This is a genomic window from Marinicellulosiphila megalodicopiae, assembly GCF_045862395.1.
Taxonomy (GTDB): Bacteria; Pseudomonadota; Gammaproteobacteria; order Pseudomonadales; family Natronospirillaceae; genus Marinicellulosiphila; species Marinicellulosiphila megalodicopiae.
The window spans coordinates 1,247,530-1,265,128 of sequence record NZ_AP023087.1 but is presented as its reverse complement, the minus strand read 5'-3'; the positions used below and the strand labels follow the sequence as shown (position 1 = coordinate 1,265,128).

10 protein-coding genes and 2 rRNA genes are annotated in these 17,599 nt (G+C 38.5%); 5 read left to right on the top strand and 7 right to left on the bottom strand.

Annotation, left to right across the window (positions count from 1 at the left end):
• Positions 1-28 precede the first annotated feature (28 nt).
• Positions 29-2,662, top strand: coding sequence for a circularly permuted type 2 ATP-grasp protein (locus TYM08_RS05410; protein ID WP_422381946.1), 2,634 nt, complete (start codon positions 29-31; stop codon positions 2,660-2,662).
• 9 nt (positions 2,663-2,671) lie between these two features.
• Positions 2,672-3,580: a transglutaminase family protein gene (locus tag TYM08_RS05405; protein ID WP_422381945.1), complete on the top strand. Its 909-nt coding sequence runs from the start codon at positions 2,672-2,674 to the stop codon at positions 3,578-3,580.
• Between the two features lie 85 nt (positions 3,581-3,665).
• Here the strand turns inward: TYM08_RS05405 and TYM08_RS05400 are convergent, their stop codons facing one another.
• A complete protein-coding gene (locus TYM08_RS05400) occupies positions 3,666-6,998 on the bottom strand; it encodes a DUF2126 domain-containing protein (RefSeq protein ID WP_422381944.1) in 3,333 nt (1,110 codons plus the stop codon).
• A 159-nt stretch (positions 6,999-7,157) separates the two neighbouring features.
• On the opposite strand from TYM08_RS05400, the gene TYM08_RS05395 reads away from it, so the two are divergent.
• The 3 genes from TYM08_RS05395 to TYM08_RS05385 all read left to right on the top strand — a co-directional run bounded on the left by TYM08_RS05395 (position 7,158) and on the right by TYM08_RS05385 (position 10,900).
• Entirely contained in the window at positions 7,158-8,207 is a 1,050-nt protein-coding gene (locus tag TYM08_RS05395; protein WP_422381943.1) for a coproporphyrinogen III oxidase, read from the top strand.
• Between the two features lie 97 nt (positions 8,208-8,304).
• Positions 8,305-8,898, top strand: coding sequence for a LemA family protein (locus tag TYM08_RS05390; protein WP_422381942.1), 594 nt, complete (start codon positions 8,305-8,307; stop codon positions 8,896-8,898).
• 79 nt (positions 8,899-8,977) lie between these two features.
• Positions 8,978-10,900 (top strand): M48 family metallopeptidase, encoded by a 1,923-nt coding sequence (locus TYM08_RS05385; RefSeq protein WP_422381941.1) that lies wholly within the window; start codon positions 8,978-8,980, stop codon positions 10,898-10,900.
• On the opposite strand, the gene TYM08_RS05380 is transcribed toward TYM08_RS05385, so the two are convergent.
• From TYM08_RS05380 to TYM08_RS05355, 6 genes are all read right to left on the bottom strand, one after another.
• Positions 10,897-12,243, bottom strand: a complete 1,347-nt coding sequence (locus TYM08_RS05380) for a hypothetical protein (protein WP_422381940.1) — start codon at positions 12,241-12,243, stop codon at positions 10,897-10,899. The genes TYM08_RS05385 and TYM08_RS05380 overlap by 4 nt on opposite strands.
• Positions 12,244-12,314: 71 nt before the next feature.
• Entirely contained in the window at positions 12,315-12,704 is a 390-nt protein-coding gene (locus tag TYM08_RS05375) for an MAPEG family protein (RefSeq protein ID WP_422382813.1), read from the bottom strand.
• 25 nt (positions 12,705-12,729) lie between these two features.
• Positions 12,730-13,617: a flagellar protein MotY gene (locus TYM08_RS05370; protein ID WP_422381939.1), complete on the bottom strand. Its 888-nt coding sequence runs from the start codon at positions 13,615-13,617 to the stop codon at positions 12,730-12,732.
• 52 nt (positions 13,618-13,669) lie between these two features.
• Positions 13,670-13,966 carry a DUF1244 domain-containing protein gene (locus TYM08_RS05365; protein ID WP_422381938.1) on the bottom strand — a complete coding sequence of 99 codons (297 nt, stop codon included), beginning with the start codon at positions 13,964-13,966 and terminating at the stop codon, positions 13,670-13,672.
• Positions 13,967-14,165: 199 nt separating this feature from the next.
• Positions 14,166-14,280: ribosomal RNA gene (gene rrf / locus TYM08_RS05360) — 5S ribosomal RNA — on the bottom strand.
• Positions 14,281-14,613: 333 nt separating this feature from the next.
• Positions 14,614-17,515: ribosomal RNA gene (locus TYM08_RS05355) — 23S ribosomal RNA — on the bottom strand.
• Between the last annotated feature and the right edge of the window lie 84 nt (positions 17,516-17,599).

Genomic DNA, 17,599 nt, shown 5'->3' with positions numbered 1-17,599 from the left:
CTACTTAATACAGAGTTGAAATTACACCATGGCAGTTGAAGGTGATTTAAAAAAATACTCAACTATCGCAGAGGGCTATCGTGAAGATAGCCCTTTGACGTTTGATGAACTAGTTGACGAAAACGGTAATGTACGTGCCCATTGGCGAGATTTCATGAAAACCCAAGAAAAATTGGGTGTAAATGAAATTAAAATGCGTAAAAAAGAATTAAAAAATGTACTCGATGAAAATGGGGTAACTTTTAACGCCTATACCGAAAACAGCAGTCAAAATCGACCATGGGATTTAGATCCTTGCCCTTTAATATTAGACGGCGTCGAATGGGACTCATTAGATGAAGGGCTAGTACAGCGCGCACATTTATTTAATGAAATGTACAAAGATATTTATGGGGAACAACGATTGATCAAAGAAGGTATATTACCTGCTGATTTAATTTATCAACACCCTGGTTTCAACCGAAATGCAATGGGTATTGAATTACCTGGTATTCACCGAATTTTACAGTGTTCATTTAATTTGGTGCGTGGCGCTGACAATCAATGGTGGGTATTATCTGATCGTATGCAAGTCACCCAAGGCTCAGGTTATGCTTTAGAAACGCGCATTGCAATGAGTCAGGTTTATCCAAATTTAATGCGTCACTGTGAAGTACACCGACTTGCAACGTATTTTAAACAAACCCACAAAACCCTAATTGATATTGCACAAAACACCCACCCTACTATTGTTTTATTATCACCAGGACCCTCAAACGAAACCTATTTTGAAGATGCGTATCTTGCTAACTATCAAGGTTATACGTTAGTTCAAGGCGACGATTTAGTGGTTCGCGATGGTTATGTTTGGATTAAAACCCTACAAGGACTTAAAAAAGTTGATGTAATTTTACGTCGAATCAGTGATCAATTTTCAGATCCATTAGAATTAAGACCCGACTCATTTATTGGTGTCCCGGGATTATTAGAATCCGTTCGTCAGAAAAAAGTAATTGTCGTGAACCCAATTGGCTCTTGGATTTTAGAGAACCCTGGTTTCTACCCTTACTTAGAAGGGTGCTGCGAATTTTTATTAAAAGAAAAATTAAAAATTGCCAGTGTTGCAACCTGGTGGTGTGGTGAACAAAAAGCGCAAAAACACGTATTTGAAAATATTGATAGCATGGTAATCAAACACATTTACAAGCGCGAATTGATTCAATTTGGTAATACCTTATCCGAACTTGAAAAAGAATCATTAATTCAAACCATTCTAAAAAACCCAACATTATATGTTGCTCAACAAATGCTAAACGTCTCCACAATGCCCACTTGGAAAACCGATAAGCTCGAACCAAGAAATGGGGTATTACGTACATTTTTAACAGCTAAAGATAAAACATACAGTTTAATGCCTGGTGGATTAGCCTGTGTGGCAACCAAAAATAATCAAGGTGTGGTTAGCACACAAAATGGCGCTATTAATAAAGACACATGGGTTCGCGCAAGTGAATCCCGTCCATTATTGCCTTTTGTTTCTAACCAATCGAAACAACAATTTGCACCGCCAAATACGCGTTCGATCACCAGTCGTACTGCTGAAAATTTATTTTGGTTGGGGCGTTACTCTCAAAGAGCTGAAATCATTGCAAGAATGATTCGTCAAATTATTCGTAATTATTTTGAAAACTTTAACGAAGACGGTCGATTAAACGATACAGGATTAAGTATTTTAAATTCCTTAAAAGAATTTACATTTTATGTTGAGCCTGCTGAAGAAGTCATTGTTGAACCTGAAATAAATGCAGAAAACATTAAACAAAGTCAACAACAGCAACAACTCCAACAACAGACACAACGACAAGCACAATTAAATTCTAATAATGACGATAACGACGAAGATTCTGATTTTACCGATGATATTTTTACCATTGCATTAAATCCAGAGGTCTCTGGTGGGTTATTTAATGTATTGAATTTATTTAATCAGTCGGCATTTCATAGCCGTGATGTTTGGTCCAATGATAGCTGGCGACTCATTGATGATATATCAAACTTCACCCGTGACGCTGCAAAAGACCATCGATTAGTCGGATTATTACGCTCTTGTGAAACGTTATTAACTTCACTTTTAGCTTTAAATGGATTAATTGCGGATTCTATGAATCACGATGATGGCTGGCGCATGTTAGATGTAGGTCGATTATTGGAGCGCTCTATCAATTTAAGTCATTTAGTTTCGAACACCATTGCACAGGATATTGATCAACATAAAGATAACGAAAATGAATTACTTGCCGCCATTTTAAGTTGCAATGATAACACCATGAACTTTAGACGTTATTATCGAGCCGATATGGACAGCTATAGTGTCTTAAATTATATTTTATTGAACAAATTTAACCCAAGAGGCATGGCATTTGGTTTGGCAAGATTATTAGAGCATGTTCGCATTATATTTGATGAAAAAAATGGTCAAATAACCGATGCAGAACGATCAATTTTAAATGCTTATACACAGGTACAACTTATTGATGTCCAAAAAATATTAACGATTCCTAGTGATGATATTCAATCCCTAAAAACGTTAATTAATCATACTCAACTTATTTTAGAGAATGTCGCATATGAAATTGGTGCCAAATGTTTCATACATACTCAAAAATCACGTTCTATGCGATAAGGAAAACCCATGTCAGATTTTTTCCAAATAGAACACACCACTGAGTATGTGTATCCATTTGATATTAACCAAGCCCAAAATGTTGGATATTTAATCCCAAGAAATGAAACCAGCCAATCTTGTTTAGCTTGGAAATTAGAATGCACACCCAATGTAGATAAATACACTCGCTCATTAGATTATTTTTCAAATGAAAAAATATACTTTGCCTTAGATGAGCCCCATGAAAAATTAAGTGTGACCTCAAAAAGCATTGTAGAAGTCAATGCATTGATTCCTCCTGTAGATGATGTGGACCATGCATTCATTTTGGACCGATTAAAAAAAATAAAATCTGAAGATGACTTATTTGCCCGTCAATTTTGTTTTGCTTCAAATCGCATCCCGTTAGAGCTTGAAGCATTTACTTTAGCCCAAACCTGTTTTGCTCAGCACAAAGGTATGATTGCAGCGACCTCTGCTTTGATGACAACCATTTTTGAACAATTCACTTATGCATCTAATTCAACAAACGTAAATAGCACTGTCGCTGATGTGTTAAAAACTAAAAAAGGGGTTTGCCAAGATTTTGCACATTTAGCCATTAGTGCCTTGCGATCAATGGGATTTGCCTGTGCTTATGTGAGTGGATACCTTGAAACACTCCCACCTAAAGGTGAAAAAAAACTTCGCGGTGCCGATGCATCCCACGCATGGTTTAGTGTGTATATTCCAGATTTTGGATGGTTAGATTTTGATCCCACAAACAACACCATCCCAAATGGCCAACATATTGTGGTAGCTCGTGGAAGAGACTTTGATGACGTGACACCTTTAAAAGGTGTTTATTTAGGGAATGCCAACCCGATATTAAATGTCAGAGTAGATGTACATCGTTTTCCCAAAGAAAGACTAAAAACCTTACTGACTAACTTCTAATTTTTTAGACAGTTTATTAAATTTAGAACAAAAAAATGCGGATAATTTATCCGCATTTTTTTGTCTTCATTTTATGCCTGTCATATTAACTAACAATATGTGCATTTCTACGTAAATCCAAAGTATTTGGATAATCGCTATTGCCTAATTCCTCAGCAGGTACAGTAAATGATTTCTTCGCTTCATGAGTGGTGACGTTACGAACTAATTCAGATTGATACTGCCCAGCTTCGTCATACGTCATTTGAACAGGTGTGTCTTTTGGAGGAATGCTGTGACCGTTTTGATCAAATCTAACTTGTCTTCTGCCTTCTGCTTCAAAATCATTCACCGGTTTTTGCTCAAAGCTTCGTCCACCAGGATGCGTCACATGATATGTAAATCCGCCGACACTTCTGCCGTTCCACGTATCATACAAATCAAATATCAACGGTGCATGTACGCCAATAGTTGGATGTAATGCACTTGGTGGTTGCCATGCTCTAAAGCGAATACCTGCAACCATTTGAGATTTTGTGGTGGTTTCTTTTAATGGTACACGTCGTCCGTTACAACTTAAAATATAACGATTGGTTGTCATGTTATCTATTTTAATTTGTACACGCTCTAGTGAGGAGTCCACATAACGAGCCATACCGCCACCGCCTGATTCTTCACCTAATACGTGCCAAGGTTCGATTGCATTACGTAATTCAATTTGCATGTCTTCAAGTTGACGAATGCCGCAAATTTGGAAACGGAATTCAAAAAATGGCGTAAACCACGATTCATCAAACTTAAACCCTTCTTGTTGTAAGTCTTGGCAAACGTTTTGAATGTCTTGCTCTACATAATGCGGCAACAAGAATTTATCATGCAATTGTGTGCCCCAACGAACCAATGGTTTGTGGTAAGGTTTTTTCCAAAACCACGCAAGCAACGTTCTAATTAATAACATTTGCATCAAGGCCATTTTAGAATGCGGCGGCATTTCAAAACCACGAAATTCCACAATACCTAAACGACCCGTTGGCGAATCTGGTGAATACAATTTATCAATACAAAATTCAGCACGATGAGTATTACCGGTTAAATCCGTTAATAAATTTCTTAATAATCGATCAACTAACCACGGCTGATCACTCTCACCAGTTTTCATTTGAGCAAAGGCAATTTCTAATTCGTATAATGCTTCATCTCTTGCTTCATCCACACGAGGTGCTTGAGAAGTAGGACCAATAAACAAACCAGAGAATAAATAACTTAAACCTGGATGATGTTGCCAATAAGTAATAAAACTTCTGAGGACATCAGGGCGGCGTAAAAACGGACTGTCTTTTGGCGAAGAGCCACCTAAAGTTACGTGATTACCACCACCTGTTCCTGTGTGTCTACCATCAACCATAAATTTGTTAGTACTTAATCGACAAGAACGCGCCAGCTCATATAAGTCTGTCATGTTTTTATTCAGCTCATTCCAACTGCCAACAGGATGCACATTCACTTCAATCACACCAGGGTCTGGTGTCACTGCAAATTTTTGTACTCTGTGATCGTGTGGTGGCTCATACCCTTCTAATACAACAGGAATTTTAAGCTTAACCGCGGTTTCTTCTACACAATTTACAAGTGCCAAATACGGCTCAATTTTACTAAGTGGCGGCATAAACACATATAATTTTTGATCACGAATTTCAAATGACATCGCCGTTTTAATGATACTTTTACTCACATAACCACGATCTTTATATTTGTGATTATTGAGTGTCAACGCCCCTTCAATTGCAAACGGATCATTTTCTTGTAGTTCTTCATCTTCTACAATACTAGATAACGGTAACCGATAACCCACTGGTGATTCACCAGGCACTAAGAAACAATATTCGCGCCTAAAATTCCAAATACAACTTTGCCATTTTTCTTCGGTTTCATCCCAAGTAATGGGAAGCACGTAACCGACGACTTTATCTAAGCCTTTTTCTAATTTTTGCAAAAAGCCTTTACGACTCATTGAATCCAACATACCGTCTTGCTCTGGACTTGGGTCAACAGGCATTTGCCCTTCTTGCCATAAATGATAAAGCACATCTTCATAAGTAGGCACAACGCATTCTGGAGCAAGGCCCAACAACTTACTTAATAAAATTGGAAAATATTTTACATTGGAATCTTTGATTGGATACTGTTTGTTGATGTCAGCTAAATATTGCTGATCTTTCCAAATTTTTTGTCCATCTTTTAACCAATAACACCCATACTGCCAACGAGGCAGTGCCTCACCTGGATACCATTTACCTTGACCAAAATGCAGCATGGCACCTTTTGTATAATGCGCCTGCATTTTTAAAAATAACTCGTAAGCCATTTTACGTTTATCTTCACCGTCGGCATCAGTATTCCATTGGTCGGATTCGATATCGTCGACAGACACAAAAGTAGGCTCGCCACCCATAGTCAAACGCACATCTTGATCAACCAGTTGTTTTTCAACTTGAACGGCTAATTCTTCAATATCTTGCCATTGATCGTCACGATAAGGTTTAGTGATACGAGGTGTCTCAATTAAGCGTGTCACTTTATTGTAATAATCTAATTCGCTTTCACACTCATCAATGCCGCCTGTTACTGGAGCCGCGCTTGATGGCTCTGGTGTACATGCTAATGGTATGTGACCTTCTTGTGCAAATAGACCTGAAGTTGGGTCTAAGCCAATCCAACCGGCTCCTGGCACATAAACTTCACACCAAGCATGTAAATCCGTAAAGTCTTCATCTGGACCACTTGGACCATCAAGAGATTTTTCGTCTTGGGATAGTTGAACAAGATACCCAGAAACAAATCGAGCCGCTAATCCTAAATAACGAAATGCTTGTACCAATAACCAAGCAGAATCTCGACAAGAACCCGACCCTTTATCCATAGATTCATCACAACTTTGAACACCCGGCTCTAATCGAATCGTATAATCTAATAATTGATTTACTTTAGAATTAATCGCCACTAAAAAATCCGCAGTCACCATTGGTTTTTCAGGCTTTAGTCCTTCGACAAAATACTTAAACGCTTCTTCTGTTTCTTCTAACTCTAAATAGGAATTTAAGTCGGCCTTTAAACGCTCCTCGTATTTAAAAGGAAATTTTTCAGCAGTGGTCTCTAAAAAGAAGTCAAACGGATTGATGATGTCTAATTGTGCGACCACATCCACAGTAAATGAAAAGCTTTTCGTTTTCTCTGGGAATACCACCCTAGCAAGATAATTTCCAAACGGATCTTGTTGCCAATTTATATAATGATCTTCGGGTGTAATTTTTAAAGAGTAACTTTTGATCGTTGTTCGACAATGTGCGGCGGGTTTTAAGCGAAAAACATGAGGGCCCATGTTAATAGGTTTATCATATTCATAAGCAGTGTGATGCGTAATACCAACTGTAACAGCCATATTTTTCCTCAACTTCTTTATAGATAATAATTTGAATTAAATCACAGTTTGCATTCAATGAGTATGATTTTTTATTGATGTATATACCCACAAATGGCCTTGCGAGTCGATTAAGAAAAAGGCAGACTTCATTTCCTATTTTATTTATTAAGGGTTTGCATGTCTCGCTTACTTGCTCAGTCAGAATTGGCACAAAAAACATATAAAATCATTGAACATTTACAGCATTATTTTGTGCAGGGTTTGTCTCAAAAAGGTGCATTATTAAAAAGCGATTTTTCTGACTTTGAACCAGTTGAATGGCTACGCGATGAAGGCTTACATGGCGGGGGCTGTCGTATGATGGCAACGGACACATTATTTAACCGTGCATCGGTTAATTTGTCCCAAGTATTTTATGAAGATTCGCCACAAAAGCCCTTAAATAGCGCAACAGCCGTCTCAACTATTATTCATCCTGCTCACCCATTATCACCGTCTATGCACATGCATATCAGTTTTACTGAAAGAAAAAAAGGCAATGGTTATTGGCGAATAATGGCGGATTTAAACCCTTCAAATAAAAACGATTTATTTGAAAATATTTTTGTAAATGCCATGAAAACCGTCGCAAAAGACCTGTATGACTTTGCAAAAAAACAAGGTGATGCGTATTTTTTCATCCCTGCGTTGGATCGACATCGTGGTGTTACCCACTTTTATTTAGAGCAACATGACAGCGGAGATTGGGAACAAGATTCAAAATTAGCCTTGGAATTTGGTAAAGCAGTCATAGATGCTTACTGTGAAATTTTCTATCACTCTAATTTTGAACAGCGCAAAGCCACAACAGAAGAATCAATTAATCAGCTGAATTACCATTCGTTGTATTTTTTGCAAGTACTCACTTTAGATCGTGGCACGACTTCAGGGTTATTGGCCCATAATCAAAACGATGTAGGAACATTAGGCTCAATTCCTGCGACAATAAATACAGTTTTACTAAAAAGCTGGATAGAAAAATTACCCGACATACACAAGCCACTTATGCAGGGTTTATTGTCAGTGTTAGATGAATCAGAACATTGTTTAATCAATGACAAGCAAAAACAGGCACTAGTTGACCAATTACGCCTTTTTTACAAAAATAATCCCGATGCTGTTCACTTACAAGCAAAAGGATTTGTTGTTCCACCTACTGTTCGTAATCATAATGGCAAAACAAGCTAAGCGTATCGCTCTCGCAAATTAGTATAAAGTTACTTGATTTATATCCAGATGCTTTTATGATCATTGTTTACAATTTATTAATAGCAAGGGAAGTATTATGATTGGTTCACTGATCACTTTAGCCATCATCGTTGTTGTCATATTTATGCTCATTGGCATATACAATAAACTGGTGGCATTAAAAAACCGTTATGAAAATGGGTTTGCTCAAATAGAAGTTCAACTTAAACGTCGTTATGATTTAATACCTAATTTAGTCGAAACCGCAAAAGCGTATTTAAATCACGAATCAGAAACATTGACTCAAGTCATTGAAGCACGAAACGGTGCCGTTTCGGGTTTAAAAGAAGCGGCAAAAAATCCTTCTGATTCAAGTGCGATTCAAGGATTAGCAGGTGCTGAAAACACACTGACTCAAGCAATGGGTAAATTAAATGTGGTGTTTGAAAGCTATCCTGATCTAAAAGCGAATCAAAACATGATGCAATTAACTGAAGAGTTATCCAGCACTGAAAACAAAGTCGCATTTGCAAGACAGGGCTTTAATGACTTTGTGACTCAATACAATACCTATCGTCAAAGTTTTCCAAATATTATTATTGCTAATAATTTTGGACACACTAAAGATGCGCAATTACTTGAATTTGCAGACACTCAACTTATCCAAGAAGCGCCAAAAGTTTCTTTTTGATCAACGAAGACGCCCTGTGCGTCTTTTTTTTGCAATGCATTCATCCGTTTTCACCAACTTCATGTGAACTAAGACTATTATGAATTTTTTTGAAGAACAAGATCAAGCAAGACGATCCACACATAAACTGATCATACTGTTTGTATTGGCTGTATTGTCTTTAATTCTAGTGACTGTCATAGCCATTCACGCTTTATTTTATTTTGGTCAAAATCACGATGGCAGTTTTATAACGGGATTAAACGATCGAATTTTTTCATTACAAATGTTTTACATCACCTTTGGCATTTTAATTGTGGTAGGGGCAGGTAGTTTATTTAAATATATAGAAGTCAGTAAAGGAGGCAGTTATGTCGCGCAAAAACTTGGCGGCGTCGCTATCAATTTTGATAATGCCAACGCTCAACAAAAAGTACTTTTAAATATTGTCGAAGAAATGTCTATTGCCTCTGGCATTATCATGCCAAAGGTTTATGTATTACCTGAGCCTAGTTTAAATGCCTTTGCAGCAGGACACAGTACAAACAATGCCATTATAGGTGTCACTCAAGGTTTGTTAGATGCACTAAATAGAGACCAGCTACAAGGTGTCATCGCCCATGAATTTAGCCATATCTATCATGGAGATATGTCCATTAACATGAAATTATTAGCGGTGTTACACGGTATATTAATGATTGGTTTATTAGGTGAATTAATTGTGGGCTCACGACGCTCTCGATATTCTAGACATTCATCGAACCGCTCCCAAAGAAGTGATGGCAGTTCTAAAATAGCCATTTTAGGATTACTGTTATTAGTGTTTGGTTATGCTGGTGTGTTTTTTGGAAATTTAATTAAAGCGGCAATTTCAAGACAGCGTGAATTTTTAGCTGATGCTTCTGCAGTCCAATTTACACGCAATAAACAGGGCATTGGATCTGCGCTTTATGTGATTGGAAAACAAAGCCAAAGCAGTATATTGGAGTCATCAAATGCAAAAGAATTTGGACACTTCTATTTTAGTGCTGGTGCAACGGGTTTATTTTCAGGATGGTTTGCCACTCACCCACCGATTAAAGATCGCATTAAACGTATTTATCCGCATGGCTACAGCGAAGCATTATTGTTTAACGAGACAAACATTCAACACAAAACACAACCTGAACCCACAAAAACAGTCAATGACGTTTTTGAGTTAGACCCACAACAAAGTATTGTACCGTTAAGCACGCTTGGGCAAACAATTGAAAATATCGGACAGTTTGATCATGCACATTTGGCTCAAGCTGAAATTATTTTAACTGGCCTTCCTTTAATATTAAAAGAAGCGTGTCATCACCCATTTGATGCTCAATGTTTAGTATTTACAATATTAACCCATAATAATTTGGACGTTTTAAATACTCAAAATAAATATTTAGAAACAAACATAAATTCAAATCTTTTTAGTGCTTATCTAAAATTATTACCAGAATCACAAGGATTAAACTCCCTAGATAAGTTGACACTGATTCAATTAGCCGCCAACTCGCTAAAAGATCAATCCCCTGAACAATTTAAAAACTTTATGCACCACTGCAAACATTTAATTCATGCAGATCATAAAATTGATATTTTTGAATGGTGTGTGTTTCAAATATTACACGCCGTTTATACACCTAAAGTTACCAAACAAACTCTAAGTTTGCATGAAAGTGAGCAGGCAGTAAGGGACTTATTTTATGCCCTAATACAAAGCACTAGCAGTGAGCATCAACAACAAGCAGCCCAAGCAGGGTTTGAAAGAATTTACCCACAAGGCATTATTGAAATATTCGACAAAAAAACCTCAGCACTTTCATTTTTAGAATCAAGTATTTCTAAAATCAAACAACTTAAAGCGTTGGAGCAACCTATTTTATTAAAAGGCATTGCAAAAACCATTGAATTTGATGGTGTGTTAGATGAAAACGAAGCTCAAATTTTTAGAGCATTGGGCATCATTTTAGATTGCCCTATGCCCGTTTTATTAGTGAACTAAATTAACTTAAAAAACCAACTCAAAGGTTGGTCTTTATTCAAACGGATTATTTTCAAAATAAGTAAAACACTTCGTTCAACTAACAACCCTACCCACAAACTATTTAACGTCCAGCCAAATAAAACATAATCTATTATTAGATATCCTAAAAATACAATTAAACTTATGATTTGGGCCTTTAATATAAAGCTATTTTTTTGCTTACTTACTAAATAATTATTTAAAATATTATCAAAACAGTTTAATAATACATAACAAGCAAGTGCATACTTTATGGACTCAAGTAATAAAATAACCCCTGCTTCACGAGTGATTAACTGAACTATTATTTCAAAATTAGATAATAAAACAACCAATAATATTGCATAAAATAAAGGATAACCAATTAAATGTTGAATCATAAATTGTTTATTTCCCAACGATTGCTCTGTGCGCTTACACAACTGACTGACCATAATCGATGAACTGACTTTAATAAACACAAGTAACAATCCGCTTAAAATTAATAACACTTGATTTGCTGCAATATTTTTTTCAGCAGAAAATGTAAAGGTTAAACAAATTGTGATAATAAACATCAACCCCCAACCAAATAATGCAGCAACACCCGCTGGTAATGACATTTTTAGTAAATGAAATGCTTGAATAAAATGAGATAACTGAAACAATTCAGTTGTAATTTTAAATTGAATCGCCTTTGTTTTATATAAATACGCATAGGCCAAATACGTCACACATAAACTACCGAACATCGAACCCATTGCGGCGCCAGTCGCACCTAACTGCTGAATAAAAATCACTTGATCTATAACAACTCCATGCACCAAAACGCTACTTGTAATGATATCCAACCCTGTTGCACACAACCCAAACATGGCTATAATTTTAATTTTTTCAGTAATGACTAAAATATTCACAGCAAAACTTAACAATTGTAATGCAATTAAAAAAATGATCATAGGTAACAAGTACAAACGAATGGTTTGTTGATATTCATTCGTGACATTTAAATAAAATGTAAGTAAATAGAATCCTACAAATATTAAAAGTGAAACCAATACATAACCCAACAACGCTATGATATTGGCATATAAAGCTAAATGCGATTGTTCCTTAATGGCTTTTTGCATGCTAGGTAACAAAGCACCAATTCCGCCTTGGGAAATTGAACCAATACTCATTACCATTAAAAAACCATAAGACACCGCAGCCAAATCAATATAAGAATATCGTCCGGTTAAAATCGAATTAATAAGGTTGGCCGCTTGCGCAGAAAATGAAGAAATCAATAAAGGAAGTGTTAGAACAAAAGTCGTAAAAAACAAAGGTAGGAAGTGTTTCATGTTTGCCCCCAAGCAATAGTTGAAGGCATTTTTTATGCCTTCTGTGAAAAGGCGCGACAAGTGTATCCTATTTATAAAAAATAAAACAACAAATTAATCCACATTGCTAGAATAAAAAAACACCCTAACCAAAATGAAAGCATTCTGTGAATCACATTGTTATTAGTCAAATGTATACAAGCCTGAACAACTCTTGAAACAACAAATCCCCATGCACATATTAGAACCAAATCATTTTGGATGCTTTGTGTTATATACAAACTGGACACCACATAAAATAAGACAGGTATTTCAAATAGATTATTAAAACACCTTGTTGATTTTATAACATTTTGTGGCACTTGCTCAGATTGCATAGTTTGAAAGAATTTTATGCTAAGTTGTTTATTGACTACACTTTTTACTCTGAAAAATAAAGTAAACCCACCGACAACAAACGTTAACAGTACTAAAACAAACATAGGAATAAACATATTACTTTCTCATTTAATCTTCTTCGCGCTCTAAACGAAGGGTCACCCTTCTGTTTCGAGTTTTGCCTTCACGAGTATCATTATTGGCAACCGGATATCGCTCTCCATGATAGTCCACTTTAATTAAATCTGAACCGATGCCTTTTTTGATTAAATAGTCATACACAAAATTAGATCGTTTTTCAGATAAACGACGGTTAAAGTATCGAGTTCCATCAGAATCAGTATGACCTTCTATGTAGATCGCATTTACTTTAGGGTCACTTAGAATATATAAAGCAATATCATCTAATTTATCCCTGACATCTTTACTTAACTGCTCTTTACCTGGGTCAAATAATAAAATATTTCGTTCAACTTGACCGAAATTGACCGGAAGCAATAGCGCTTGGCATGCCTGATAGTCTGGATAATATTTATTAAAACTAGCAGGTGAAACTTGAATACGCACACTTTCGTTTTGATATCTTGCCTGTCCTGTAATTGTTGGAGCCATTCCTTGGATCAATTCAGCCATCATTCTACGTGAAAATTCGGATGAAATTTTAACATATTTTTTTTCTTCAAATTGAACATCTATTTCTGTCAAAAATACAGAACGAGCTGAAGCTCGCCAATTGGGTGCCTCAATGGTTAAATTTGCTTTTGATTTAGCTAACGGTTCGTGCTCTGATTCAATATAAAAATATAGTTCCTCCCCTGCTTCATGGAAAAATGTTGCAAACCCAAGTTGCGCGATAGGCTGTCTAAAATAACAAGAAAAAATAGAAGACTCTGTTTGCCACACAGCATCTTGAATAGGTACATTAAATTCACGTGTCTGGGCAACAGTTTGCCCTACCCATAAAACACCTAACCATATTATTAGGCAATTTATTGCCAATGATCTAGAAATCCACATTCTGTTTTGCTCTTAGTCGGTATTCATTTAACTATTTGCAAAGTGTTTGCCACTATTTCTTTTTTGAGTTGAATGCTTTCAATTGTTCAACCGTAGCAGGTGTTTGAAATTTTTCTTTATATTCAATGTAAGGCATTTTATAAACAATTTGATGTGCATCTTCAATGGAAACTTCTGTGTTTAATTTTTCAGCTTCGCTTACAAACCATTTACTTAAACAATTGCGACAGAAGTCAGCTGTAATCATTAAATCAATATTCTGAACTTCTTTATGGTTATCCAAATGCTGCAGTAATTTTCTAAACGTCGCCGCTTCTATTTCAGTTTGAGTTTTTTTATCTATGTTCATATTATTCTCGATATAAATTTATTTAAAATTCATTAAACGCAAGGCAATAAAAAACCCCACCAGGATAACCTGACGGGGCTCTTCATGTTCGGGCTTGGAGCCTGTCTTGCGACTAAACAAGCTAGGAAGGTTTCCTTCCGCTGTCTTGTTTACCAAGCTTCTAATTTATTCACGGATGAATAAATTAGACTTAATTGGCGTTTGACAATGACCTACTCTCACATGGGAACCCCCACACTACCATCGGCGATGCATCGTTTCACTTCTGAGTTCGGGATGGGGTCAGGTGGTACCAATGCTCTATGGTCGTCAAACAATTCTTTATGGGTTTCAGTTGTCTTAGCTATTTTAACTCTTATTAAACACTTTCGTATTTAACCTTCATCTCAATATGCAACCTTCATCCAAATTCGGAAAATAAGTTTAAGTTTTATGTCTGTACTTCAAGTAACTTACGTCGCTCATTATACAGTATTTATCTTTAGTTTATACACAAACTTCGTGCTTAAAATATCTTTCTTAGCTTCATTCACTTCATCATATCTCTACAATTCAGCTCATATAACGCTAAGTCTGTATGCCCTCCACGGATGGAGGAAATACTCAAAATCGTATGGAACGATTTTAGTAAACAGCTTAGGCGTTATATGGTCAAGCCTCACGGGCAATTAGTACAAGTTAGCTCAATGCCTCACAGCACTTACACACCTTGCCTATCAACCTGGTAGTCTTCCAGGGCCCTTTAGGGAATTAAATTCCAGTGAGATCTCATCTTGAAGGAGGCTTCCCGCTTAGATGCTTTCAGCGGTTATCCCGTCCGAACTTAGCTACCCGGCAATGCCACTGGCGTGACAACCGGAACACCAGAGGTTCGTTCACTCCGGTCCTCTCGTACTAGGAGCAACTCTTCTCAAATCTCAAACGTCCACGGCAGATAGGGACCGAACTGTCTCACGACGTTCTAAACCCAGCTCGCGTACCACTTTAAATGGCGAACAGCCATACCCTTGGGACCGGCTTCAGCCCCAGGATGTGATGAGCCGACATCGAGGTGCCAAACACCGCCGTCGATGTGAACTCTTGGGCGGTATCAGCCTGTTATCCCCGGAGTACCTTTTATCCGTTGAGCGATGGCCCTTCCATTCAGAACCACCGGATCACTATGACCTACTTTCGTATCTGCTCGACTTGTCTGTCTCGCAGTTAAGCTGGCTTATGCCATTGCACTAACCTCCTGATTTCCGACCAGGATTAGCCAACCTTCGTGCTCCTCCGTTACTCTTTGGGAGGAGACCGCCCCAGTCAAACTACCCACCACACAATGTCCTCGATCCCGATTAGGGACCTGAGTTAGAACCTCAAATGTATCAGGGTGGTATTTCAAGGTTGGCTCCACAACAACTAGCGTCGCTGCTTCAAAGCCTCCCACCTATCCTACACAAATACATTCAAAGTCCACTGCGAAGCTATAGTAAAGGTTCACGGGGTCTTTCCGTCTAGCCGCGGATACACTGCATCTTAACAGCGATTTCAATTTCACTGAGTCTCGGGTGGAGACAGTTTGGCCATCGTTACGCCATTCGTGCAGGTCGGAACTTACCCGACAAGGAATTTCGCTACCTTAGGACCGTTATAGTTACGGCCGCCGTTTACCGGGGCTTCGATCAAGAGCTTCGTCCGAAGACTAACCCCATCAATTAACCTTCCGGCACCGGGCAGGCGTCACACCGTATACGTCCACTTTCGTGTTTGCACAGTGCTGTGTTTTTAATAAACAGTCGCAGCCAACTGGTATCTTCGACTGTCGCTAGCTTAGGGAGCAAGTCCCATCACCGGCAACAGCGTACCTTCTCCCGAAGTTACGGTACCATTTTGCCTAGTTCCTTCACCCGAGTTCTCTCAAGCGCCTTAGTATTCTCTACCTGACCACCTGTGTCGGTTTGGGGTACGATTCGTTATAGCCTGAAGCTTAGAAGATTTTCCTGGAAGCATGGTATCAGTGACTTCGGAGTCCGTAGACTCACCGTATTCGGCTCTCAGTATTCTCACTAAAGAGAGGGGACCGGATTTGCCTAATCCCCTTACCTACTACCTTAAACCAGGACAACCATCGCCTGGATCACTTAACCTTCTCCGTCTCTCCATCGCAGCTATAACAAGTACGGGAATATTAACCCGTTTCCCATCGATTACGCTTCTCAGCCTCACCTTAGGGGTCGACTCACCCTGCCCTGATTAACATGGGACAGGAAACCTTGGTCTTCCGGCGAGGGAGTTTTTCACTCCCTTTATCGTTACTCATGTCAGCATTCGCACTTCTGATACCTCCAGCAAACCTCTCGATTCACCTTCAACAGCTTACAGAACGCTCCTCTACCATTCTTATAAATAAGAATCCGTAGCTTCGGTACTATGTTTGAGCCCCGTTATATCTTCCGCGCAGGCCGACTCGACTAGTGAGCTATTACGCTTTCTTTAAAGGGTGGCTGCTTCTAAGCCAACCTCCTAGCTGTCTAAGCCTTCCCACATCGTTTCCCACTTAACATAGATTTTGGGACCTTAGCTGACGGTCTGGGTTGTTTCCCTTTCCACGACGGACGTTAGCACCCGCCGTGTGTCTCCCGGATAGTACTCACAGGTATTCGGAGTTTGCATGGGGTTGGTAAGTCGGGATGACCCCCTAGCCCAAACAGTGCTCTACCCCCTGTGGTATAAGTCCGAGGCGCTACCTAAATAGCTTTCGAGGAGAACCAGCTATCTCCGAGTTTGATTAGCCTTTCACTCCTATCCACACGTCATCCCCTAACTTTTCAACGGTAGTGGGTTCGGTCCTCCAGTTGATGTTACTCAACCTTCAACCTGCACATGGATAGATCACTCGGTTTCGGGTCTACACCCAGCAACTCAACGCCCTATTAAGACTCGATTTCTCTTCGGCTCCCCTATTCGGTTAACCTTGCTACTGAATGTAAGTCGCTGACCCATTATACAAAAGGTACGCAGTCACCTAACAAGTAGGCTCCCACTGCTTGTACGTACACGGTTTCAGGATCTATTTCACTCCCCTCACAGGGGTTCTTTTCGCCTTTCCCTCACGGTACTGGTTCACTATCGGTCAATTAGGAGTATTTAGCCTTGGAGGATGGTCCCCCCATATTCAGTCAAGGTTTCTCGTGCCCCGACCTACTCGTGTATCATGTATATAGTTCTTTCGTATACGGGGCTATCACCCACTATGGCGGCACTTTCCAGAGCCTTCTACTAAAACTATACAAACTTTTGGGCTAGTCCCCTTTCGCTCGCCGCTACTTAGGGAATCTCGGTTGATTTCTTTTCCTCCGGGTACTTAGATGTTTCAGTTCTCCGGGTTAGCTTCTTTACCCTATGTATTCAGGTAAAGATAACCGCCTTATGACGGTTGGGTTTCCCCATTCAGGAATCTCGGGATTATAGGATGTTATCGCCTCCCCCGAGCTTTTCGCAGATTTCCACGCCTTTCATCGCCTCTAATTGCCTAGGCATCCACCGTGTACGCTTATTCACTTGACCATATAACCCTAAACAGTCTGCATTGACTCAATCTTACGATTGGATCAACAAGACTTAGGTTATATGCACAAAGCCAATAATGTT

Excerpts from the sequence above, each read along its gene's own strand:
- TYM08_RS05385 (WP_422381941.1), top strand. The coding sequence starts at position 8,978 with ATGAATTTTTTTGAAGAACAAGATCAAGCAAGACGATCCACACATAAA.
- TYM08_RS05370 (WP_422381939.1), bottom strand. The coding sequence starts at position 13,617 with ATGTGGATTTCTAGATCATTGGCAATAAATTGCCTAATAATATGGTTA.
- TYM08_RS05395 (WP_422381943.1), top strand. The coding sequence starts at position 7,158 with ATGTCTCGCTTACTTGCTCAGTCAGAATTGGCACAAAAAACATATAAA.
- TYM08_RS05365 (WP_422381938.1), bottom strand. The coding sequence starts at position 13,966 with ATGAACATAGATAAAAAAACTCAAACTGAAATAGAAGCGGCGACGTTT.
- TYM08_RS05375 (WP_422382813.1), bottom strand. The coding sequence starts at position 12,704 with ATGTTTGTTTTAGTACTGTTAACGTTTGTTGTCGGTGGGTTTACTTTA.
- TYM08_RS05410 (WP_422381946.1), top strand. The coding sequence starts at position 29 with ATGGCAGTTGAAGGTGATTTAAAAAAATACTCAACTATCGCAGAGGGC.
- TYM08_RS05405 (WP_422381945.1), top strand. The coding sequence starts at position 2,672 with ATGTCAGATTTTTTCCAAATAGAACACACCACTGAGTATGTGTATCCA.
- TYM08_RS05400 (WP_422381944.1), bottom strand. The coding sequence starts at position 6,998 with ATGGCTGTTACAGTTGGTATTACGCATCACACTGCTTATGAATATGAT.
- TYM08_RS05390 (WP_422381942.1), top strand. The coding sequence starts at position 8,305 with ATGATTGGTTCACTGATCACTTTAGCCATCATCGTTGTTGTCATATTT.
- TYM08_RS05380 (WP_422381940.1), bottom strand. The coding sequence starts at position 12,243 with ATGAAACACTTCCTACCTTTGTTTTTTACGACTTTTGTTCTAACACTT.